This window comes from Paenibacillus sp. 4624 (assembly GCF_050435065.1).
Taxonomy (GTDB): Bacteria; Bacillota; Bacilli; order Paenibacillales; family Paenibacillaceae; genus Paenibacillus; species Paenibacillus amylolyticus_D.
Map to the genome: position 1 here is coordinate 36,830 of NZ_JBNDJR010000011.1, position 19,132 is coordinate 55,961.

The window sequence follows — 19,132 nt, forward strand, 5'->3', positions numbered from 1 at the left end:
TCTGTACTCCCTTCTACTCTGTCAAAAAAGTGTTAATTGCTCTATTGGTTCTTTTTCTATAACTGGTGTTGCTTCTGCTAGCTGATCGGTGAGCCTTTCTTCTCTTTTCCAAGTGTGATTTCTTGCTTTCCACTTTTCTTTTGTCCAGCCGTAGAAATGATCAGCATGCCATTCCATGAATTCTTTCTTTATTTCGTCATTCTTCCAGATCCACGGTCTCCATTGACCGTATGGGTCTTTTAATGGCTTATTCAGCATCCACCATCCGGGATTGCCTAACTGATATTCGCGGTCAATGGCATCGTACAAACCGCCAGTTAAGGTATGATGAATATTGCCGTAATGGAATGGATTTTTCTTTTTCCCTTTATCTCTACTGATGCAGTCATAAACCAAAACTCGATTTTGATCGTTGTAGCAAGGCATGATTTTATAAGCGATCAACTCTCCAATTGCAAAGCTAGGATGCTTTTGCAAAGCCAATACTTTCTCGTCTGCCCCGATCCAAACGAATTGTTTGGAAACGATCGATTTATCTATTAGTTCCAGTTGACTCAATGCGTTCACCGTCCTTAATTTGGATCAGTCTTGCATTTGAACTGCCGCAGTGTGGGCATGCCGGTTCTTCAATTTCGTTGTTCACTTCCTGACGGATCGCATAGCCTAGTCCGCATTCGCATTCGTAAATATCCCAGCGTGTCTTCATGTCTGTACTCCCTTCCTGGGGATGATCCCCCACCTTACTCGGCGTCAGCTTTATAAAAAATTGTTGTCCATTCATCCGCTGCATTCTCATAGCCATAGACCGCAAAGTGTGTTGAGATGATGTCTTCCGCTGGTATACTGTTCAGGAACTCATTGATTTCTTCATCCGAGGAATTTATGAATACCTTTCTCTGAACCTTCCGCATATGTTCTCCCCCTCAATATCCGTTTTCTTGTCGTTCATGGTTGACCTTGTTCTTTTCCAGGTAAGCAGCCTCGATCTGTTCCAGAGTGAATCCGAAACGTTGTTGACCAAGTGCAAATAACATATTGAACGCCATACGGAATGACGTAATGCTTGAATGTGGGCTGTACTCCATACCGATGCCGCCAGCGTGATAAATCAATCGGGTGAGCACATTCGTTGTGCTACCTTCCAGGTAATCGTCAATGATGGTGAGGTCTGCTTCATGCAGGCCAAGCTGACGGGCGATGCTCAGAAAGAAGTGAAGGCAATCAATGTATTCTTCAAGCAAAGGGTTAATAGTCACTTCGTAATTTTCATCGCATTCAAGACAATCAATCTCTATCAATCCAAGTTTGTCTCCTATTGCTCCGTGTGTGCCCTCGCCGTGACACTCAGGACACTGAATTTTCATCTCTCCCCTCGGTTCCTGATCGTTGCTCCAATGCTTGAACCCGCGCCATTCGTTCGACATCTCGCCCAGCTCTACTTGCAGGGCCAGGATCGTGTTCGGGAGCAGGTCTTGACCTTGCAGGTTCTTTTCCTCGATGATCCGAGCGTCAAGTGCCTTCTGCATTTCGTACAATTTAGCTATGTTCATACTGTTTCAGCCTCCTGAATCTCAGCCTCTGTCGCAGGCCGGACAACAAATTTTTTATCTCCAATGTGCAAAATGTGTGGCTCGGTTAGTTTGTAAATTGCAGCTTCCGTAGAGTCGAAACCTTGTGCGATTTGATCAGCCGTTTTAAACTCCGTTCCCTCAGTACCATCGACCGTGACCATCTTCAATCCGTCCCACTCTTCACGGATCTGTTCAGCTTTACGGAGCACCTGATTGATCATAGGTTTGCTGATTCTCTTGTGGCAGCTCATAGCATCTGTCATATGATTAATACCGAGCGCATAAGCACGGGTGTGTAACTGGTTCATCCACGACCAAAACGTATCCTTTGACATCGTTTTGACCTTCTGAAACGTCCGGCGCTTTTGGTCATCATCCATACTCGCTATTCCTCCTTAATGTCCATGCCTACATACAAGGCGTTTATTAAATCCCCGAGCGGCATTCCGTTCAAGGCTGTAGCTTCATCCTGCCAGCCATTCGGAGCATTCGAGTGCTCTCCAATCAGTTCATCCTCTTTCCAACCGCCTTCAATGGGCTGCAGAAGAAACATGATTGCTTTAGCCTGCTTTGCCGTCAGAGTGACCATCTTACCGACCGGGGAATGCTTGATCATAGGTTCTTCTTTGATCTTCCGGCCTTGCTGCCTTTGACCTGGTATATAGTCTCGATTCCCGAGTCCAATCTGCTTTTTACGTTTGCTTTTCATTGGTGGAGTATGGGGTAATGCAGCCAGTTCTTCAGGAGTCAATTTGTACGGTCTGACCTCACTAGACCCCGATGACATAGCTTCAATTCTTCGGTTTGGTATCGGAGTACCCACAAGGAATTCGCTCCTTTCTGGCTAAAATACGCACGTCCGTTCCGTATTTTGGGCGTGACTGTCCGCCGCAGGACCGCACAAGCCCCGGGTGTTATTCTTTATTCAGAATCGTTTCAATGACTTCGACTTGGTAAGGCTCGTTGTCCAGCAGCGGCATATATTCACGCATTCGATAAAGATTTACCGCTGCTCTGGCGATAATGTACGCGTCCGTGACGTTATCGCTTTTGTGGCTGAACCCGAACATTGACTTAGCTGCCTCCGCGACTGCTGCTTTCTTCTCTTTATCCTTCAAACGTCGCTTGTTTCCGACCTCTCCAGTCCATCCGGTTACAGAAACATATTTCTTGGTGCTGTTTGGGTTGATCTCATTAAATGCCATGCCTTTTCGATGTATCATTGTCCTGAGCCCGCCGTGGATCATACCTGTTGTAACTCCCTTTTGAGTACCCATTGCTGGTTGCTCGATCATGATTTCATCGCCAGGCTCCAAAATCCCAAATAATTGATTTTCAAGTGACACAAGCTGCTCTACCGATATGCCGCCTTTCGCGGCTGGCCCCTTACCTTTCAGCTCGATTTGTTCCAAAATATTTCCGTCAATGTCCAGTGCTACGAGTCCTGTTTTGGTAGCAGGGTCTATCCCCAAAAATCTCATCGGTTCCCCTCCTTAATCGTCAAGCCATGACGACACTTTCGATGCCGTCTTTGGCGGCTCTGTCGTCAGTTTTGGTGCCTCTTCTTTCCTAGGTGCTGCACTTGTATCAGATTCAGCTTGAGGCGGTTCAGCAAGCGCTGAGAAGTCCTGATAAGTCCAGTTCATTTGATCGTAATAATCGGCCCTTGATGGTTCCTCCTGCACTACCTTCCCCCGGCTGTATTGCTGCACCAATTTCGCTGTCACGATCAACACATTCTTGTTCTTCTCGTGTTTTTCATAGTTAAGAGGATCAGGTGTTTCTTCGAAGTCTTCTATTTCATCAGATAGCCGTTGCATTCCCTGAATAGCCTTCGCCAGTTGTTCGTCATTCTCTATGCGCCGACTCATGATGCCAAGTCCTTTTCTCGCCGTTGCTTCCTGATTTCTTCCGTAATGTTCAGGAATTTCATAAACGGTTTGTCGAAGACCATGCTTACAGTCCCAGTACCAGCGTTTCTACCTTTAGCAACAATCAGATCTATCAGCCCTTTCCTGCGGCTTGAAGCATCGTAGTAATCTTCTCTGTGCAGAAGGATAATGACATCGCCGTCAGACTCGATATTTCCGCAATCTCGGATGTCGCTCATGCTTGGTCGCTTATCTTGCTTCTTCTCAACCTCACGGTTCATAGCAGCGAGGGCCACAACCGGGATATCAAAGTCACGAGCAATCTTTTTAAGCTCTGCGGAAATGTGCGCATACTTTTCGGCGTTGCTTCTGAATTTCTCGTTTGTGGTCAGGTGTTGCAAATAATCCACGTAAAGTATCATTCTCGGGTATGTCTTCACCATCTCAGCAACCATTGCCCGGATCGACTCAATCTTAGGTGAAACTGTATCGTCAATGAAAATTCTACGCTTCCCTATTTCCTCAAGAGCCAGGATGTATCTGTTCCAATCAGACTCACGCATCTGACCGGATTTCATTCGAGACAGCTCTATTCGTCCAACAGCAGAAATCATTCGTTCAAGCATATTAATCGACTTGTCTTCACCGGATATCATCAGTGCTGCTGTTCCATCTTCCGTACTAGCAAAGACGTCATTGCACATCCATGCCGACTTACCCATTGAAGGCCGTGCGGCGACTATAATTAAGTCCTGTTTCTGATGACCTTTACTTAGGCGGTTAAAATCGTCAGAACAACTCTTTATGCCAGTAACCTCACCCTTGATCATTTCGCGTCTGCGCAGCTCTTTCTTGTGTTCCGCGAACAGAGAAGCGATATCCGCAGCAGGATTTCCTCTTGCTGTCCTTTGTGCTATATCCTCAATCCGATCAAGTTCCTCCCGGATTTCCTTGGCACTCATTCCGCTATTGGCAATTTCCATTCGAGCTCTTTCCATTTCGCGTCCTGCGTGAGCTGTATTGATAATTTGCTCAAAGCGCCTAAAGGTGGTGATGTCATCAGTCACTACAGATGCATGAATTTTTGCGAAGTAACTGACGCCACCTGCCTCACGAATTTTCTCTCCCCAATGATCTACCATCACAGCTAAATTGAAGGGGTCAGGCTCTTTCCCAAATTTCTTGTATGCAAACTTGAGCATTTGAAAGATCGTCCCATGATTCCAAGCAGGACTGAAAGATTGACTTGTTAACCTCACATCTTCCATACGGTTCTTGTTCTTTAGGATAGCGCCCAGATACTGCATCTCCGCTTCGTATAGTGGGTTGTATTCTGGTATGATGGGCTCTTTTCGATCTTCGTCAAAGGGGTTATTCATCTAATTCATCACCACCGAATCGCCCTACTGACATTCGACTCCCTAACTGATCAATGGCCCTTTCCACAGCATCCGGCATAGGCACGCACTCATTTTCAGGCGTTTCAATAGATAACATCAGTTCTTTTTGTTCAAGGGCCTGCTGGTCATAGACAGACATTTCTGACTTATTGAAGTAGTCACCTACGATGCTGGCGGGCTTTGGAGGATAATCACTCTTGCGAAGATGCTCCTTCAAGTTCGCTTGGGCTACCTCAAAAGGAACTTCGCTCACCAATTCAAACCAAATACCAAAAGTGAATTCATCTTCAACCGAGAAGCTTGGGTGTACTCGCTTTGCTACTGTCAGGAGTAACGTCAATTCTGCCTCCGTCACCGATCATCCCTCCCAACTTTTGTTCCAAGAATGAAGGTTGTTTCTTTCCTTTGTTCTGTTCAACCAGATGTTTTTCGTATTTCATACGCAGCCATCCACCTTTCTTGAAGACTGCGTAATCACTTGCGTAAAATTTATCAACGGAAAGTTTATAAGAGCTGAGTACATCAATCATCCATGTCAAACCGTCTTGACCAAACTCGTTGAAAAGCTTTGTGTGTTCCTCCGGTTTAAGCCACACTTCATCTGCGTACTCCTGCTTGCCTTCACGACTCTTTGCCAGTTTGGTTTTAGAAGCCATTTCTTTAGCAGCTCCTTTATTGTTTTTATTATCTTTCTTTATACTTTCTTTCTTTTCTTTCTTAGGTGTACAGTTGTCCACCAGATCCGGTGTATAATCGTCCACCTCATAGGTGGTCAGTTGTCCACCAGTAGATTTATTTTCTTGCGGTGGACAATTATCACCCACTAGCCATTGGTCCGTGTATTTGTTGAAGCCGATATAACGCCCATACTTCCCTATGGCTGGCCTGTGAACCACCAGCACTTTTATATCCAACAAGTGATTAAGTTCCTTCTTTACACCCCGTAGGTCGCTCTGCAAGGCAGTAGCAAGAAATGTGGCTGACAACTCGGCAGATTTCCGGCGCCACCCGTATGTCTGGCGCCAGACGATCAAGAGAATTCGAAGTTGAGTACCATTAAACTTGTGCCTGGCAACCTCTTCAATGACCTCATGTGCCACTCGGGTGAATCCATCGGAAAGTTCCGGTCCTGCCATTCAATTCACCCGCTTACTGTACTGTTTGCCGTTCTGCAATACATCCTTTTAGTCGATCCACCAAGTTATCTAAGTCATTTGTATTGGCATCAATGCAACGGTCTTCCCACCATTGCATGACTGTCTCTGCTATATCTGACGACCCTTCCAACTCAGGCTCAACCACGTATCCGTTGACCATGCCGTTAATGAGTTTCCATCCATTTTCTTTTGCATAATTGATGAGTGTTAAGATTTGATCTCTCATTGTGATATCTGTTTGCAATGGCGACACCATCCATCGGATAACAGTTTCCAAAATGTCGCCATTACGCTTGAATGATTCCAGCGCCTGAACTACACTGCGGGGCAATGCCTGAATTTCGTTATGAGTTACAGCACGTTCAATGGTGTTAAGAAGCGAAAGCCTTTCATCCTGCAACTCAACGATTGTCTGACCGTGCTTTGCTAGATCTGATAATGATGAGTCCAATTGCGCCAGCGCTTCATCCCGTTGAGCAAGGATTTCGTCATACTGCTTCTGGGTGTATGTTTTTTCATCCCTGATGACAATAGCGTTTTTAAAAGGAATTTCGCTGCCGGATCGGTTTCCCTCAACAATTTGGAAAGGTGTTTTAATATCGAGCATCCCGAGAGTCAATCGGCGTGCAGTATATTTCTCACCTGCACGGAACCATATACCACCCTTTGCTTTATGATCCGAAACCATTTTTATTTGAACTGTATTCATTTGCTGACCACCTCGATTTCATAATGTGTCCCTGCGATAAAACCTTTCTGCCGGAGTGCCGCTTTCACGGTCATCTCCGCTAGGATCGGGCTGTTATTGTTACTGGATAAGTGAGTAAGATAAATGCGTTCTCCCTTGCCCTTGATTAGCTTCTGGAGCGCTTCGGCTGTCTGCTGGTTACTTAGGTGACCCAAGTCGCTTAGGATGCGAGACTGCACGCTGATGGGGTAATTAGATGCTTCCACCATGTCCGGGTCGTGATTGGCTTCAATGATGATGTAGATACTGCCCTCCATCATGTCGAGCATGTCTTGATCGTATTTGCCTGTATCGAACACCACACAGGCTCGTGAACCGCTGTCTGCTTCTATGGCATACCCAATCGGTTCGTATGCGTCATGGTGCGTTTTGAAAGGGTAGACCCATATATCTCCCAGCCGGATTGATTCGTACTTGCTGTATCTGGTTTCAACCACCCGGCGAAGATCATCATCTACACCGGATATGCCTTTCCACTCTCCGTCTGTCGCCCAAACATCGATGCGGTATTGATTCGCCAGCGGAAGCCCTTTGATGTGGTCTCCGTGACTATGTGTAATGAAAATGTCTGTTACCTGGTCTGGTCTGATGTTGCACTCAAGTAGCCGTTTGGCAATTTTGGTCTTGGCAATGCCTGCGTCTATCAGGATCGTGCGGCCTTCGTATGTGAGTGCGATGCAGTTACCGCCTGATCCAGATGCAATAATGTCAACCTTCATGATTCGGACTGACCTTCGAACAAGGCGGCCTTTTCTTGAAGGCTCTTGAGCATACTCGGAATGTTCAAACGATTGATCATATCGGCAGATAGTTGGTCACGCAGGTTCTTCTCAAGCGTATTGATAACACTCTGTTCTGCCTTTTGGCGCGCTTCTGATATTAGTGTGGATACTTTGCTTTCAAGCTCTTTGCCGAGCATGTCTTTGACGAAGTACTCATGAATAGTGAATTTCGCGTCCCTGTCGTAGTTTGCAGTTCTACCATGTTCGTCAAATACTTTCCGTTTAAGGAATTCGTCATATTTCTCACCCACAAACTCACTAAACGATAAATCCTTGGTTTCAGAGCTCCAGGTACCTGTTTTGACTGGGATGGTGATGTCCTTAATCCGTTCTTCAAACACCTTCACAAGGAATTCATCCGATACTTTATCAGCAGCTTCTTTAATTTTTGCTTCAATAGTTTCACGAGTCTGAGTCTCCACTTTCCGTATGAGACGATCTTGTAACCCGCTTATCACTTGATTTCTAATCTCATCAGAGACAGTTCCACTTTCCTCATCAAACCAATCTAATTCCAATTCAATTTTCAATTTAGCCATTTATATAGCACGCTCCCTTTTTATTCGTTCCTGCCACGCCTTGGGGTGTTTGCACCCCCGGGCAGGTTCTTCGTAATGACGTTTACCCAGCATGTAGGACACGAACTTGTCAGTTGCCTTTTCGTAGTACATGCCGTTTAATACCGGGGCCGGAGGCGGCCCCTTTGGTTCGTTCAAGCTGCTGAACAAGTCGAGTTGCACGGGCTTCTCGTCTGGCACGATCATTCGCCTCCAATCCATCCTTGCACTGATTGCACACTCTCCGGCCCCTGTTGTACTGTTCGCGTCCTGCTGATATCTCCTTGCCGCATATTTGGCAGTCAGGGCATAGTCGGTAAATCTCGACTTTGTACCCCATGGCTTACACTGGCAGATCGTCGGCGGCAGCTTGGATTTGAAGGTCCATAATTTTCAGATAGCCCTTGATCTCTGCAATTGTCGGTTCTGAACCTTTCGTCTTGCAGAATTCCTGCATGTGTTTTCCCATAGCTGCCTTGTCAGTAATCCCGAGTTGTTTATATTTCTGCTTCATTTCAGCTTTGAGTTGTTGTATCTCCGATTCTTCTGTATCAGGTTCAATAATTTCAGGTTGTGTAATAGCTGGTGGGGGTGGAGTCTCTGGTGTGATATCTCTGCGCTCATATGGTGAGTTTTCAGCAGGTGCTGCAGTTGGTTCATCCTCCGATACCTCGATTCCATATTGACGTTTAAAGGCTCTTTTGATGGCGTGCTTTACGATCATGTCGTCAAAATAGTCCTTCCACATCTGACCGTTACGGCCTTTGACAAGATGCTCGATCTGATCCCTGCGGACGATGACCAGAATATTAGGTGCATCCTCTCTGTACGCAATGCAGTAGGCGCCGATTGTCTCGCCTGGATTCATTACGTCTGGCTCATGCTCAACTTCGCCCGTGTGCATTTTGGCTTTGAAATGATCGTTCGCTCGAATCTCAGAAGCAATAAAGCCTTTATACTGCGGGTGCTTCTTCGCAAGGGCTACAATCCCCTCAACTGCAATTTGCATACTCATTACAGGGCCGTCTTTGCCGTTGTATACGATGCAGAAGATTTGATTAAGGAAGGGGTCCAACCCTGTTCTGACGCAAGTCTGGACGAATAGGGCGAATTGCTCATTGCTCGTTCCTTTTGCAATGGTTGATTTCAATGTGTCCAGGTGTTTTTGTGTGTAGCTGCCTACAACCACTTCTTCATTAATGGCTTGCAGTTGGTTATTTGAATTTGTCATGGGCTTGTAGCCTCCTAAGATTTAATTAATTTGAAATGCTATTTTGCAGTAAAACCAATGATTCTCGCCTTGGTGTCCTTGATCTCAATAGTGTCGATGCTATGAACAATGATCTTTTCGGAGTTTGGAAATTGAAGTTCTTTGCCAACCTGAATTTTCACTACTCCAAGCAGAGGTACTTCTACCATGAACGGATGTCCTTTTCTCATCGCAACGCGACCTCCGCTTCTATTTTCAGTTCCTGGTCTTCAACAACTCGGCCCGTAATCAACTGGTCGTATACTGCCACACGTCCCGTGTAACTCTCTATGTTGTCAATGAAGGTAGGACATATTAATTCGGATTGTTTAAAGAGCACTTCTGTCAGTTCCAGCCCTGCCGAGATTCGTTCACCTGTGGACAATGCAAGATAGTCCTTGCCGTCCATCTGGATACTAAAATCAGGCTCATATTCACCTTTTGACTTCACGTATTTGAATAGCCGGATTGAAATGCTGGTGAACAGTGACTGAACCTTGCTGGCTTGCAGCTCTGCTTCCTTGGCCTTATATGACTTGATTGCATCCAAGATAAAGACCGATTCTTTCAGGCTGGCAAGCGTATCTGTCTCGGCCTGCTTCGCTGCTGCAACATCTGCCTCAAGCTGCGCTCTTGCATTCTGGTTTCGAATATCAGTCATAACAACTTCCAACTGGTCCTCGAACTCACGAACCTGTTTAGGTAGGTCACCAACATCGATGGGAACAATGGCGGCGAGCTCTGTTTCCAGTTCATTGCGTTTGTCTATTAATGCTTGATGTGCTTCTCGGGCTTTGGCTACACGAGCATCCTTAGTTTCCTGAGCAGCAGATACCGCCTTTTCATCCAAAGGTTGCTTGCATGTTGGGCACTGATCCTCAATCAACTCTCCGTGAAGCACCAAGAACCGTTCCTTGCTTTGTGCGATTTGATCTTGTTGTGATGCAATGCGGCTTTTTAGTTCGTATTGCATTCTCTGAATCTCATTCGCTTTAGCAGGCAGTTCATCGGCTATTCGGATCTGCTCCCGCAACTCTTTTTCTAAAGCTTGCAATGACTCAATATTCTCACCTGAACTTGCTGGCAGTTTATCGAGTTGTTCCTGCAGCGTCTTTGTCCGACTCTGAGCGGCAATGTGCTGTTTCTCAAGCTTCGACTTCTGCCCTCCAGTACCGCCGTGGATCTTCTGCAGATCGTCCAGGGAGTGTTTCTTCATCAGTTCATCCAGCTTGACGGCAGCAGGGTTAAGCGTGATTTCCTTCGGCTTTTGTTCTGGATCAGTGCGACTCATTTCCTGAAAGACTTCTTTTTTGGCAGGCGGCGTGGTGTACTTCATAATCTGTTCCCGCTGTTTGGTCCAGTGCCGTCCGAAAAAGTAAATCGGGTTATAGAAAGACAAGAATTCATCTTTGTCAAATAGTTCAGCTACCGCCGCTTCATACTCTTTAGCCTTCGTTGGAACATCGTTGATGTAAAATGAGTTGGTTCCCTTTTCGATCTCCCGAGCGAACTTCATTGGAACGCCGTCCAACTGTAGGATCGTAGAGGCAAACACTCGGTCAAACTCATAGTTAGTTGGCGATGGATTGTATTTGTTACCGAACATATCCGTGCCATATAGCACCCATACCGGAGCAGTTCCGATTGTCGTTTTCCCCTGACCGTTTCTCCCTGACAGGCGAGTTACATCCCCGTACTCTACTTTCTTGGACTGTAGTCCCGCGAAGTTGATGACCTCTGTTTCCAATAATCGAACATGGTTTGCCACTTGCTTTCCTCGCTTCCTGTGATATGATGATTGCGAATAGTTTTCTTATGGACCGCTCTCTATTGGGCGGCTTTTTTTGTTTGTTGTGGTCCCTCGAACTTTTCCATTTCCCACGGATCAAGTCTGCGGACTGGTATTGCTATGGTGCAATTCACTGCGTCCAGCATGCATTTCTGACAATGTGGTTTTGCTGATTCATACACTGCGTAAACCGCTGCCCTTTTTCCGCACCCACATTTAACGATCACTGCTCCCCTCACCCCCTCTCAGTTCCTTTCTGATTCGGTTGTACTTAATGCGATTTGCTTCACTGGGAAAAGCAAACTTCGGATGCTTAAGATTGAATAAGTGCTGCCCTCCAGATTGAGCCAGTGCTTTCAAGTCCAACGGATCATCGCTTGCCTTTATGCGGATTGACAGGTGCATTGGATTGGATGGACTGCTCATCATCACCACTTACTTGTGAGCTGCCGGTTATACTTGTTGTACTGCCCCCGTGCATGCAGGGCGATTAGCAGGCGGCCTTGCTGGTACATCTTGCCTTCGAAGGTTTCAAAGAATGAGCACAATTCCTTTAACTGTTGTTCCGTTTTCATTTGGTGGAAACCGCCTTTCTCTTAGGTACTGGAGCCGACATCATCCCTAGACTGATATTCAAAGGTACTTCTGCTCGTTTAAGTAAATCCGGTGTGAGTCTGCCCACCTTGTCATCCAGCCGAGTTTTATCAATCGTCCTCAATTGTTCAAACATCACGACTGATGGCTTACTCATGCCTGATTCTGTTCCGATCGGAAAGTGTGTTGGCATCAAGCGTTTGTCCTTAGCGTCTGAAATTGCCGCGACGATGACTGTCGGTGAGTATTTGTTGCCTATATCGTTTTGAATGACTAGCCCCGGGCGGTATCCCTTTTGCTCACTGCCTTCGCCGTCTCCGTACTCAATCATGTAGATGTCACCACGCTTGATCATGTTAGCTGCGCCTCCAGTTCGTCGAGTCTTTCACAGACATGTTGCACAAGGTCCATTTGATCGAGTGTCTGAGCAGCAAAGGCGATTTCTTTCAGGCCGTCAATCTCGTACACCAGTTCAAGGTTTCTTCTGAGCAATCCGAAAATCAATTTCAGTTCCAGTTCTCCGAGGATTAGGTTACCTTGCTTATCCGTGTTCATCATTGTGATTTGTGCCATTGTCCGGTGAATCTTGTGAATTGCGATAGACATGTGTGTGTGCCCCTTTCAATTCAATTGTTATTTCTCGAATTTCAGCATTGTTTCGACCACTTCGTTCACGATCTGTTCAGCTACTGCAGCCTGATCCTCTGTCATAACCAAGATTGTTTTTATTCCAAGTGTTGCGCGGACAATGGTTGAAAGAATGATTTTAACTTGATGCCTAAGGGGTGAGTCATCGAGATTGAGTCGGTTGATTGCTCTTCTCCTTATTCCAGTCCATAACGCACCTTTTCCTGACGACGGTTCATCACTCTCACATTCTTCCTCTTCGCCAAGTTCTAGACTGTTGAGCATATTGCGTAGGGAGACAATCCCCTGTGTATCAGTGATGCTGAAAGATTTAGCAGGTAACGCGAATCCAAGTTCTAAATCTTTTTCCTCTTCTTGTAGAAGTGTTAGAATGTTCGAATCACCCCGTTGCACAAAGGTTGCAACCTGCCAATCATTCAATGCTTCTGCTGTTCGGTTCACTTAACCACCAACTTTCATCAAAATAAGTAACATATCTATTGACGGTTATACGGTTTTACCGTATACTTTCTCTAGTATCAATTCTCTATTTCAGAGAATTTATTCTCAAAAAAATATGAGGGTTCGACGGACAAACCTCCGAAGCAAATTTTTTCAAGATCGTCTGCAGTAAGTCTGCTTTTACCAGTCATGATTTTGTAAAATCTTTTTTCGTCGATTCCAGACTTTTCAGCAATAACTCTTATTACATAACCTTTAGACTTGATGTATTTTCTAACTCTTAGGTGAACAGGCAAGTCGATAAACTGATCGTTGTTAACTACTGAGGAATCATTTACTTGGCTCATACTTCTGCTCCTTTCTCTATTTTGGGGTAGATAATTCTCTGCATCAGAGAAATTTCGTATCCCCAATATAATTCTCTGTATCGAAGAAGTCAACACCTTTTTCGAAAATAATTCTCTGTATCGTATAATAATTTTTCTTAAAGTGGACAATATGCTAATATCGATTAGGAGAGGTGGACTGGAAAATGACAGCAATTTACGCTGAAAGATTGAGAAAGATTAGAAAAGACTTGAAGCTCTCACAACTTCAAGTTAGGGACCATACGGGGATAAACAATAAGACCCTGAGTGGTTACGAGGCCGGAAGAAACAAACCTGATTATGAAACTCTAAAGGTACTGTGTGATTACTATGGAGTTACAATGGATTGGGTTTTAGGACACACAAATAATCCCCACAGCCAGTTAACCGAGGCTGAAAGGGATATGGTTGAGAAAGTGGAATTGAACGATGATTCTTTCATCAAGGGAGATTTTACGTTTGATGGGGTTGAACTAACAGAGGATCAGAAGCGCAAGCTGCAGGCTATGGCTCGTCTACTTCTGAGTCAGGATCAATCAGGGAAGTAAGAAATTCTTCAATCAACTTTCGGTTTTCTGGTGTATCGGCTGCAATGGATTTCAAGAACTGCTCGGCATCAATGCTATTCATAAGGCAAGACCCCCGGTATGTAGTATAGTAATTATATACGAACGAACGTTTGCATGGAAGAGTTAAAACTTAATATGGAGGCATACATAATATGGCGCTTACCTTCGGGAAGTGCCTGTTGCGCGATATCCGCATTAAAGCCGGTTACACTCAGGAAGAACTATCTGAGGCGCTGCTTGAGAGATGCGGATTGACTGTATCCACCACTCTGCTATCCTTTTACGAAACCGACAAGAGAAAGATTCCAGCCCTTAATATGCGCGGGATCTGCATTATTCTTGGTTGCGATGAAAAGGACATATACGAGTGGTTGATGTAGCGTAACAGGCCGGAGCATTTACTGCTCCACCGGAGGTTTTATTTTACACCATTGTAAAGTTTCTAACCAGCAAGAAGAATTCTTGTTCCCCTGTGATTACCATTAAACCCCATCCCACAACATTTGTAAATTAAAATCGGGCGTCCGAATTTATCGTGTTCGACAACGTGATTCGACAACATATTACATACACATGTGATATAGTGTATGATCGAACGCAAAAAAGAGGGACCACCGCACATTGACGGTGGTCCCTCTTTTCATTGGAATATCGGTACTAATTTATTTGGTTGTTCGTATCCTACTGACAGTACTTCCATCAGATCATTATAACCTCTGGCGGACATGGAACACTTTAATTCTCTCACTGTCCGGAACTTCTCAAAACAGGCGTAGTAAGGCTTCGTTTCAGTCCTCTTCACCTTCGAAACATTGACCGAGTTATGCCGATCAACATCGAGAAAGTTCCCCCCGCTGTTATTAAGAACTTCTGTCCAGTGCTCTTTGCTCCCTGTAAAATAATAGGTGGCATCGGCGGTGTAAAATGCAACCTTCCTATATGCTTTGATATAAGACAGGTACAGTATGTCGGTGATCTTCACAGGGGTTACACCATTCTTACCCTTGTGATCGACCAGAAGTGTGACGTGTTCCATCTATGTGTACCCCCGTATTATTTTTTGAGCAAGTGTTGTGGTGGTTTAGGGTTGTTGACGAAGATCAGACTTGCTGGCATTACAGTCAATGCTGCGATTGCTCCAAGTCCAGTTGCGATTGCGGAATAGATTGCTACTTTAAACATGTGTTTCACCTCCCTTCATGAAATGATCGTTAGCTACCAAAGTGAGCGCCTGTACAAAGAACGCTATTGCAGCCATAGACGATAGAAACCATAGATTTGATGCAACGATCAGGAAAGAAATCACTTTTAGAGCCGGATAGAACCGTTCAGGTATTCGTGTCTGGTTCTCAATTCCGGAAGGTGCAAAGTGAATCATGATATACATACTGATAACTGTAAGCACAACACTCCATGCATCATTGATATTCAGCATTGATAGAGCAGTTGTGGCCCCCGCAGTAACAACGGCGCACTTCATACTTGATTCCAGATGTAGTCCGCCTGAGAACATTCTGAGAAGGGCAAAACATTTAAGCAACAGTACTGCCTGTTCAAACCTTCCAGTAATAATAGTGCCCAGTAGTGTTAGGGCGACCACAGTAGCAAAATTAATAATAGCGATCAGCGAGTGACGCATGCTGTCCTCAGGCACTGGATGATTAGGGACAACTGACTTGATGTGTTTGGCAATACGTCCTGCAGCCACTTCAATCAACGAGCTTCACGATCCTTTCTATTAGCGTAATACAAGAATAGTGCGGATGCTCCTCCAAAAAACAAGATATTAGCCCACGACTCTTGTATGTACATCGTGACTGCTGTTAATGCGAATGCTGTGATAATTACAGTCACGACAATAGCTTTCTCACGCGGTAATTTGAGTGCTTCATATGGCGCCTCAAACCCCAGACCGAATTTATAAAGAAGGTATGAAAGTAACAAGAATAACGCGCTTGTTACGAGCTGCAATAGTTCCCCGCCTATTACTCCGAGCAGCAACGCTTGTGCAATACCGTAGAGGAAGAAACCACTACCGGATATAATGATTGCCCAAAGGATCGGCAACCGGACAATTGTTGTAAGGATCAGAACATAAACCATAAGATTTATCACTACTGCCACGAAACCTAAATCCAACCCACGCAAGAAGTGACTCTGTATACCCATCAGCAATGATACCGAGAGAGCTTGCCAAATGTAATCCATGGGATTCTCCCGGTACAGAACCATCATAAAAACAAACACTGCCAATACTTCTATCGTTGAAAACAACATGAATGTGACCAGTTCCATCGCTACGCGTCCCCTTTATTTTGACTTCTCCATTCTTCTACCTTCTCCAGATATTCATCTATCGTCGGCTTAAACCAGAAAGGCCTTGTGCCAACCATGACATCCGGTTCCGGGAACAACTTTGTCTTGCGGACATGGTGCATGTTCTTGGGGTCTACTCCTATAATCTCCGCAACCTCTTTGCTGCCAAGGAGCGGCGGGTATTTCTTTCCGCGTATGATCTTTCGGGCATCTTCAAGTTCGTTGACCAATTCTCGTATGCTTGCCCCAACTTCTCCCCCTAACTGATCAGCGATGTCACGGTATCGATTCAAGGTCAATATCCCTCACTCCTTATATTTCCTGATGACTTGTCTGCAATAAACATACGGTAAAACCGTATGAATTACAAGAAGTATTTTCCTAACTTACAGGGAATTTATAGAAATAGCCCTATAGGTCTGTTAGACTAGACGTACAAAAATAATATTAGGAGGCCGACTATTTTGAAGCTGATGAAACTTGGAAGATCAATAGTTCGTATGTTTATTCTTATAACCCTTCGCCCAGTCTACACTCCAAGCCTTGCGCTTCCATATTAATAACGTGCCTAAGGAAAGGTGATGAACATTGAAAAAGTGTCCGTATTGCGCCGAAGAAATTCAAAATGAAGCAATCAAGTGCAAGCATTGCGGTAGCATGCTGTCTGAGAATGTAGATACAAAATCAGAACAACCATCAACGCCAGAAATCACTGCTATACCTGAACCGGCTCAACAAGAGAAAAAACCTAACACATTGCTTATAGGAAGTATTGGTATAGTTGTTCTAATATTCTTCTTCGGCTTAACTTTCTGTAATAGCAACACTTCAAGCTCCAAAACAACAACATCAACTAAAACTGTCACTGCCGGTGATCGTGCATACATAAATGCAAATTCTTATGCTGCTTCTACCAAGGATAATCTCGACCTGATGCTTAATTATATGGATGCCAAGAATGAGAGTGGATTAAATGAAATGATCTTGACTGGCAAAGTGTTTGCTGTTAACAAAGGCACTGAAGTCAATATCGTTGAAAGAACATTCGCCACTGTCCAGGTCAGTTACTCCGGTGGAACAGGCTGGCTGCCTTATGAGTTAGTCACAAAGAAATAAACCAATATAAAAGAGCAGGGGAACATTCCGCCTGCTCTTTTTGTCTTTAGTTTGCCGCCAAGATATCCGCTAGATAAATGTATTTCCAATCTCCATCGGGAAACACTAGCTTAATCTCTTTTCGGAATGTGTTAACCACAGTCACGATGCCCTCATGTACTTTATCCTCAATCGGATCGAATTCAGTTACACGTACACGAATATGCTGGTGAAAAGAATCATTCAGTTTGCCGTGTATCAACTCCAACTCTTGCTCATCCAGAATAGGCTTTTCTTTCTCCAGCGCCTTCGCTTCTTGCTCAAGCCAAGCCTCTCTATGCTCCGGCAAGATCATCCGTGACGACTCAAACAATCCATTGTCAAATAGTTTACCTGCCATATGTATCCCTCCTGAATAAGAACAACTGTTTGTATTATATGCGAACAATCGTTCTGTATTCAAGAAGAAAAAAACTCCACCATTTAGTATCAAGGTAGAGCTAAACTATCTAATCCTTTGTCGTGCCTGGTCGCTTACTAAATGCTAATTCAAACAATCCTGTTGCCGACAAACCAGCCAAACCACCAGCCCACAACCTCAATGTTAAGTCTAATGAAGTGAACGGATAGGATGCCATTCCAATTAAGAGACCCAGTACAAGACCAACTGCTGGCACAATATTTGCTGGGATGTTAACAGTCTTCTTCACGAATTGCACGCCCGCTAGCACGAATACAGCCAGCACAGATGCGAATGTAAGCACAACTTCCAATGTTTGATTATCCATCACTTCCCTGCCTCCTTGTTGACCTTAAATCCTTTTTCTTTACGGTAGTTAATTACAAGCAAACGCCAGAATTCATAGCTTCCTGTCTCATCGGAAATGTAGTCCTTGTAATGCTCGTATGCTGCCTTAGCCCAGTCAGGACAAGGCATGTCCGCCTTAGCCTTTTCAGCCTTGATCCATTCCGCCTGTGCTTTTGATGTGGCTTCTAGATCCTCAACCCGTTTCTTCTCTTCCGCCGTCATCGGCCCTTCCCCCTTATCAACAACAGGCTGCTGTTGTCCGTAATAATTAATCAGGTACTGAGTCGGCTCCACAACTCCAGATTCATCAACCGTAAAGCCAAATGATGGACTTGTGTTCTTCCGGATCTCGTAATGCAAATGTGGACCCGTACTGATTCCGGTACTTCCCTGGTTACCGATCCGGTCGCCACGTTTCACCTTTTGCCCCACAACAACAGCAATAGACGACATATGAGCATATACATGTAGATATCCCTTGTCGTCTTTGATAGCTACTGTGTTGCCGTAATTTCCGAATCCCGAGCCTGTAGCGCCCATTTTAGCGTGTAACACCTCTCCGCCTACAAAAGCGTACAGCGGTCCGTTTGCTGGGCTTATAACGAGGTCTACGCCTTTGTGAAACTTTCGAGTTTTATGCACTGGATGTATACGCCAACCGAACGGACTAGTTAATCTATATCCTTCAAACGGATTCATGCTACGCCTCCCAACTTGATTGCGGCCCATACAGCAGCCACAATACCTCCGGCAATACCCACAATAACCGCGCCGTAAAAAGTCCGTTTAAACCATTTCTGATCCTCTGCCTGAGCCTTTTGAGTAGCTAATGCCGCCTCTGCTTTACGTAGCGCATCGTCTGCGATTTCCTTTGCAGACTGTAGCATATCCACGCGGTGGTGGGCCGACTTAGAAGATTGATCTGCATTCCTAGCGATCTCACGTACTGTCTCTACCGCTGCCGCCAGAGTGGGTACAACCTCCAGCGTTTTTTCAATTCGAGCCAGTTGAATCTGAATGTCTACAAGTAATTTCGAATTTTCGTCTGGCACCTCACTCACCCTCTCGGTCACGTCTTTTCCCCCTCATCTCTATTTTTTCGGGTATACAAAAAGCCCTGTCCACTCCAAGGGCACAAAAAAACACGCTCCGGTTATTAGGGCGTGTCA

Annotated in this window: 34 protein-coding genes; 3 read left to right on the forward strand and 31 right to left on the reverse strand. The window is 45.1% G+C overall.

Going from position 1 to position 19,132, the window contains the following annotated elements:
* Positions 1-21: 21 nt before the first annotated feature.
* The 22 genes from ABIE27_RS22770 to ABIE27_RS22875 all read right to left on the reverse strand — a co-directional run bounded on the left by ABIE27_RS22770 (position 22) and on the right by ABIE27_RS22875 (position 13,154).
* A complete protein-coding gene (locus ABIE27_RS22770) occupies positions 22-558 on the reverse strand; it encodes a hypothetical protein (RefSeq protein WP_429351547.1) in 537 nt (178 codons plus the stop codon).
* Complete coding sequence (locus tag ABIE27_RS22775) at positions 533-706, reverse strand: hypothetical protein (RefSeq protein ID WP_429351548.1); 174 nt, start codon at positions 704-706, stop codon at positions 533-535. The genes ABIE27_RS22770 and ABIE27_RS22775 overlap by 26 nt, the downstream gene beginning before the upstream one ends.
* A 34-nt stretch (positions 707-740) precedes the next feature.
* On the reverse strand, positions 741-911 hold the full coding sequence (locus ABIE27_RS22780; protein ID WP_429351549.1) for a hypothetical protein: 171 nt from the start codon (positions 909-911) through the stop codon (positions 741-743).
* Between the two features lie 12 nt (positions 912-923).
* Positions 924-1,550: a dUTP diphosphatase gene (locus ABIE27_RS22785; protein ID WP_429351550.1), complete on the reverse strand. Its 627-nt coding sequence runs from the start codon at positions 1,548-1,550 to the stop codon at positions 924-926.
* Positions 1,547-1,951 (reverse strand): hypothetical protein, encoded by a 405-nt coding sequence (locus tag ABIE27_RS22790; RefSeq protein ID WP_429351551.1) that lies wholly within the window; start codon positions 1,949-1,951, stop codon positions 1,547-1,549. Before ABIE27_RS22790 ends, ABIE27_RS22785 begins: the two co-directional genes overlap by 4 nt.
* Positions 1,952-1,956: 5 nt before the next feature.
* Positions 1,957-2,394, reverse strand: coding sequence for a hypothetical protein (locus ABIE27_RS22795; RefSeq protein ID WP_429351552.1), 438 nt, complete (start codon positions 2,392-2,394; stop codon positions 1,957-1,959).
* A 91-nt stretch (positions 2,395-2,485) separates the two neighbouring features.
* Positions 2,486-3,052 (reverse strand): hypothetical protein, encoded by a 567-nt coding sequence (locus ABIE27_RS22800; protein ID WP_429351553.1) that lies wholly within the window; start codon positions 3,050-3,052, stop codon positions 2,486-2,488.
* A 12-nt stretch (positions 3,053-3,064) separates the two neighbouring features.
* Positions 3,065-3,442: a hypothetical protein gene (locus ABIE27_RS22805; protein ID WP_429351554.1), complete on the reverse strand. Its 378-nt coding sequence runs from the start codon at positions 3,440-3,442 to the stop codon at positions 3,065-3,067.
* Positions 3,439-4,821: a replicative DNA helicase gene (locus ABIE27_RS22810; protein WP_429351555.1), complete on the reverse strand. Its 1,383-nt coding sequence runs from the start codon at positions 4,819-4,821 to the stop codon at positions 3,439-3,441. Before ABIE27_RS22810 ends, ABIE27_RS22805 begins: the two co-directional genes overlap by 4 nt.
* Positions 4,814-5,197 carry a hypothetical protein gene (locus tag ABIE27_RS22815; protein WP_429351556.1) on the reverse strand — a complete coding sequence of 128 codons (384 nt, stop codon included), beginning with the start codon at positions 5,195-5,197 and terminating at the stop codon, positions 4,814-4,816. The genes ABIE27_RS22810 and ABIE27_RS22815 overlap by 8 nt, the downstream gene beginning before the upstream one ends.
* Positions 5,130-5,978, reverse strand: a complete 849-nt coding sequence (locus ABIE27_RS22820; RefSeq protein ID WP_429351557.1) for a replication protein — start codon at positions 5,976-5,978, stop codon at positions 5,130-5,132. The genes ABIE27_RS22815 and ABIE27_RS22820 overlap by 68 nt, the downstream gene beginning before the upstream one ends.
* A 13-nt stretch (positions 5,979-5,991) precedes the next feature.
* Positions 5,992-6,708, reverse strand: coding sequence for a hypothetical protein (locus tag ABIE27_RS22825; RefSeq protein WP_429351558.1), 717 nt, complete (start codon positions 6,706-6,708; stop codon positions 5,992-5,994).
* Positions 6,705-7,466, reverse strand: a complete 762-nt coding sequence (locus tag ABIE27_RS22830) for an MBL fold metallo-hydrolase (protein WP_429351559.1) — start codon at positions 7,464-7,466, stop codon at positions 6,705-6,707. The genes ABIE27_RS22825 and ABIE27_RS22830 overlap by 4 nt, the downstream gene beginning before the upstream one ends.
* Entirely contained in the window at positions 7,463-8,068 is a 606-nt protein-coding gene (locus tag ABIE27_RS22835) for a hypothetical protein (RefSeq protein WP_429351560.1), read from the reverse strand. The genes ABIE27_RS22830 and ABIE27_RS22835 overlap by 4 nt, the downstream gene beginning before the upstream one ends.
* On the reverse strand, positions 8,069-8,308 hold the full coding sequence (locus tag ABIE27_RS22840) for a hypothetical protein (protein WP_429351561.1): 240 nt from the start codon (positions 8,306-8,308) through the stop codon (positions 8,069-8,071).
* 121 nt (positions 8,309-8,429) lie between these two features.
* Positions 8,430-9,317 (reverse strand): RecT family recombinase, encoded by an 888-nt coding sequence (locus tag ABIE27_RS22845; RefSeq protein ID WP_429351562.1) that lies wholly within the window; start codon positions 9,315-9,317, stop codon positions 8,430-8,432.
* Between the two features lie 38 nt (positions 9,318-9,355).
* A complete protein-coding gene (locus tag ABIE27_RS22850) occupies positions 9,356-9,526 on the reverse strand; it encodes a hypothetical protein (RefSeq protein ID WP_429351563.1) in 171 nt (56 codons plus the stop codon).
* Positions 9,523-11,082 carry an ATPase gene (locus ABIE27_RS22855; RefSeq protein WP_429351564.1) on the reverse strand — a complete coding sequence of 520 codons (1,560 nt, stop codon included), beginning with the start codon at positions 11,080-11,082 and terminating at the stop codon, positions 9,523-9,525. The genes ABIE27_RS22850 and ABIE27_RS22855 overlap by 4 nt, the downstream gene beginning before the upstream one ends.
* Positions 11,083-11,695: 613 nt before the next feature.
* On the reverse strand, positions 11,696-12,073 hold the full coding sequence (locus tag ABIE27_RS22860) for a type II toxin-antitoxin system PemK/MazF family toxin (RefSeq protein WP_429351565.1): 378 nt from the start codon (positions 12,071-12,073) through the stop codon (positions 11,696-11,698).
* The gene (locus tag ABIE27_RS22865; protein ID WP_429351566.1) at positions 12,070-12,324 is read right to left on the reverse strand and encodes a DUF7667 family protein; all 255 of its coding nucleotides are present in this window, start codon (positions 12,322-12,324) and stop codon (positions 12,070-12,072) included. Before ABIE27_RS22865 ends, ABIE27_RS22860 begins: the two co-directional genes overlap by 4 nt.
* 27 nt (positions 12,325-12,351) lie before the next feature.
* The gene (locus tag ABIE27_RS22870; RefSeq protein WP_429351567.1) at positions 12,352-12,807 is read right to left on the reverse strand and encodes a hypothetical protein; all 456 of its coding nucleotides are present in this window, start codon (positions 12,805-12,807) and stop codon (positions 12,352-12,354) included.
* Between the two features lie 77 nt (positions 12,808-12,884).
* Complete coding sequence (locus ABIE27_RS22875; protein ID WP_429351568.1) at positions 12,885-13,154, reverse strand: helix-turn-helix domain-containing protein; 270 nt, start codon at positions 13,152-13,154, stop codon at positions 12,885-12,887.
* A 185-nt stretch (positions 13,155-13,339) separates the two neighbouring features.
* On the opposite strand from ABIE27_RS22875, the gene ABIE27_RS22880 reads away from it, so the two are divergent.
* Both ABIE27_RS22880 and ABIE27_RS22885 read left to right on the forward strand, forming a co-directional pair.
* Entirely contained in the window at positions 13,340-13,723 is a 384-nt protein-coding gene (locus ABIE27_RS22880; RefSeq protein ID WP_429351569.1) for a helix-turn-helix domain-containing protein, read from the forward strand.
* A gap of 173 nt (positions 13,724-13,896) precedes the next feature.
* Positions 13,897-14,124, forward strand: a complete 228-nt coding sequence (locus tag ABIE27_RS22885; RefSeq protein ID WP_429351570.1) for a helix-turn-helix domain-containing protein — start codon at positions 13,897-13,899, stop codon at positions 14,122-14,124.
* A gap of 260 nt (positions 14,125-14,384) precedes the next feature.
* Here the strand turns inward: ABIE27_RS22885 and ABIE27_RS22890 are convergent, their stop codons facing one another.
* From ABIE27_RS22890 to ABIE27_RS22910, 5 genes are read right to left on the reverse strand one after another with little or no spacing between them, the layout of a single operon-like run.
* Entirely contained in the window at positions 14,385-14,780 is a 396-nt protein-coding gene (locus ABIE27_RS22890) for a LytTR family transcriptional regulator DNA-binding domain-containing protein (protein WP_429351571.1), read from the reverse strand.
* A 17-nt stretch (positions 14,781-14,797) separates the two neighbouring features.
* Positions 14,798-14,926 (reverse strand): cyclic lactone autoinducer peptide, encoded by a 129-nt coding sequence (locus ABIE27_RS22895; protein WP_429351572.1) that lies wholly within the window; start codon positions 14,924-14,926, stop codon positions 14,798-14,800.
* The gene (locus tag ABIE27_RS22900; RefSeq protein ID WP_429351687.1) at positions 14,919-15,452 is read right to left on the reverse strand and encodes an accessory gene regulator B family protein; all 534 of its coding nucleotides are present in this window, start codon (positions 15,450-15,452) and stop codon (positions 14,919-14,921) included. Before ABIE27_RS22900 ends, ABIE27_RS22895 begins: the two co-directional genes overlap by 8 nt.
* 5 nt (positions 15,453-15,457) lie before the next feature.
* The gene (locus tag ABIE27_RS22905) at positions 15,458-16,039 is read right to left on the reverse strand and encodes a hypothetical protein (protein WP_429351573.1); all 582 of its coding nucleotides are present in this window, start codon (positions 16,037-16,039) and stop codon (positions 15,458-15,460) included.
* A 2-nt stretch (positions 16,040-16,041) separates the two neighbouring features.
* Positions 16,042-16,359, reverse strand: coding sequence for a hypothetical protein (locus ABIE27_RS22910; protein WP_429351574.1), 318 nt, complete (start codon positions 16,357-16,359; stop codon positions 16,042-16,044).
* Positions 16,360-16,717: 358 nt separating this feature from the next.
* Here ABIE27_RS22910 and ABIE27_RS22915 point away from each other — a divergent pair, with 358 nt between their 5' ends.
* Positions 16,718-17,176, forward strand: coding sequence for a hypothetical protein (locus ABIE27_RS22915; protein WP_429351575.1), 459 nt, complete (start codon positions 16,718-16,720; stop codon positions 17,174-17,176).
* Positions 17,177-17,222: 46 nt separating this feature from the next.
* Here the strand turns inward: ABIE27_RS22915 and ABIE27_RS22920 are convergent, their stop codons facing one another.
* The 4 genes from ABIE27_RS22920 to ABIE27_RS22935 form a co-directional block, all read right to left on the reverse strand.
* Complete coding sequence (locus ABIE27_RS22920) at positions 17,223-17,555, reverse strand: YolD-like family protein (RefSeq protein WP_429351576.1); 333 nt, start codon at positions 17,553-17,555, stop codon at positions 17,223-17,225.
* A gap of 109 nt (positions 17,556-17,664) precedes the next feature.
* Positions 17,665-17,928, reverse strand: coding sequence for a holin (locus tag ABIE27_RS22925; RefSeq protein WP_429351688.1), 264 nt, complete (start codon positions 17,926-17,928; stop codon positions 17,665-17,667).
* Positions 17,929-17,942: 14 nt separating this feature from the next.
* The gene (locus ABIE27_RS22930) at positions 17,943-18,662 is read right to left on the reverse strand and encodes a M23 family metallopeptidase (protein ID WP_429351577.1); all 720 of its coding nucleotides are present in this window, start codon (positions 18,660-18,662) and stop codon (positions 17,943-17,945) included.
* Positions 18,659-19,036 (reverse strand): hypothetical protein, encoded by a 378-nt coding sequence (locus ABIE27_RS22935; protein ID WP_429351578.1) that lies wholly within the window; start codon positions 19,034-19,036, stop codon positions 18,659-18,661. Before ABIE27_RS22935 ends, ABIE27_RS22930 begins: the two co-directional genes overlap by 4 nt.
* Positions 19,037-19,132: the final 96 nt, after the last annotated feature.

Excerpts from the sequence above, each read along its gene's own strand:
- ABIE27_RS22905 (WP_429351573.1), bottom strand. The coding sequence starts at position 16,039 with ATGGAACTGGTCACATTCATGTTGTTTTCAACGATAGAAGTATTGGCA.
- ABIE27_RS22775 (WP_429351548.1), bottom strand. The coding sequence starts at position 706 with ATGAAGACACGCTGGGATATTTACGAATGCGAATGCGGACTAGGCTAT.
- ABIE27_RS22825 (WP_429351558.1), bottom strand. The coding sequence starts at position 6,708 with ATGAATACAGTTCAAATAAAAATGGTTTCGGATCATAAAGCAAAGGGT.
- ABIE27_RS22915 (WP_429351575.1), top strand. The coding sequence starts at position 16,718 with ATGCTGTCTGAGAATGTAGATACAAAATCAGAACAACCATCAACGCCA.
- ABIE27_RS22845 (WP_429351562.1), bottom strand. The coding sequence starts at position 9,317 with ATGACAAATTCAAATAACCAACTGCAAGCCATTAATGAAGAAGTGGTT.
- ABIE27_RS22850 (WP_429351563.1), bottom strand. The coding sequence starts at position 9,526 with ATGAGAAAAGGACATCCGTTCATGGTAGAAGTACCTCTGCTTGGAGTA.
- ABIE27_RS22920 (WP_429351576.1), bottom strand. The coding sequence starts at position 17,555 with ATGGCAGGTAAACTATTTGACAATGGATTGTTTGAGTCGTCACGGATG.
- ABIE27_RS22810 (WP_429351555.1), bottom strand. The coding sequence starts at position 4,821 with ATGAATAACCCCTTTGACGAAGATCGAAAAGAGCCCATCATACCAGAA.
- ABIE27_RS22895 (WP_429351572.1), bottom strand. The coding sequence starts at position 14,926 with ATGTTTAAAGTAGCAATCTATTCCGCAATCGCAACTGGACTTGGAGCA.
- ABIE27_RS22830 (WP_429351559.1), bottom strand. The coding sequence starts at position 7,466 with ATGAAGGTTGACATTATTGCATCTGGATCAGGCGGTAACTGCATCGCA.
- ABIE27_RS22820 (WP_429351557.1), bottom strand. The coding sequence starts at position 5,978 with ATGGCAGGACCGGAACTTTCCGATGGATTCACCCGAGTGGCACATGAG.
- ABIE27_RS22835 (WP_429351560.1), bottom strand. The coding sequence starts at position 8,068 with ATGGCTAAATTGAAAATTGAATTGGAATTAGATTGGTTTGATGAGGAA.
- ABIE27_RS22930 (WP_429351577.1), bottom strand. The coding sequence starts at position 18,662 with ATGAATCCGTTTGAAGGATATAGATTAACTAGTCCGTTCGGTTGGCGT.
- ABIE27_RS22805 (WP_429351554.1), bottom strand. The coding sequence starts at position 3,442 with ATGAGTCGGCGCATAGAGAATGACGAACAACTGGCGAAGGCTATTCAG.
- ABIE27_RS22880 (WP_429351569.1), top strand. The coding sequence starts at position 13,340 with ATGACAGCAATTTACGCTGAAAGATTGAGAAAGATTAGAAAAGACTTG.
- ABIE27_RS22890 (WP_429351571.1), bottom strand. The coding sequence starts at position 14,780 with ATGGAACACGTCACACTTCTGGTCGATCACAAGGGTAAGAATGGTGTA.
- ABIE27_RS22780 (WP_429351549.1), bottom strand. The coding sequence starts at position 911 with ATGCGGAAGGTTCAGAGAAAGGTATTCATAAATTCCTCGGATGAAGAA.
- ABIE27_RS22860 (WP_429351565.1), bottom strand. The coding sequence starts at position 12,073 with ATGATCAAGCGTGGTGACATCTACATGATTGAGTACGGAGACGGCGAA.
- ABIE27_RS22885 (WP_429351570.1), top strand. The coding sequence starts at position 13,897 with ATGGCGCTTACCTTCGGGAAGTGCCTGTTGCGCGATATCCGCATTAAA.
- ABIE27_RS22790 (WP_429351551.1), bottom strand. The coding sequence starts at position 1,951 with ATGGATGATGACCAAAAGCGCCGGACGTTTCAGAAGGTCAAAACGATG.
- ABIE27_RS22875 (WP_429351568.1), bottom strand. The coding sequence starts at position 13,154 with ATGAGCCAAGTAAATGATTCCTCAGTAGTTAACAACGATCAGTTTATC.
- ABIE27_RS22785 (WP_429351550.1), bottom strand. The coding sequence starts at position 1,550 with ATGAACATAGCTAAATTGTACGAAATGCAGAAGGCACTTGACGCTCGG.
- ABIE27_RS22865 (WP_429351566.1), bottom strand. The coding sequence starts at position 12,324 with ATGTCTATCGCAATTCACAAGATTCACCGGACAATGGCACAAATCACA.
- ABIE27_RS22840 (WP_429351561.1), bottom strand. The coding sequence starts at position 8,308 with ATGGATTGGAGGCGAATGATCGTGCCAGACGAGAAGCCCGTGCAACTC.
- ABIE27_RS22800 (WP_429351553.1), bottom strand. The coding sequence starts at position 3,052 with ATGAGATTTTTGGGGATAGACCCTGCTACCAAAACAGGACTCGTAGCA.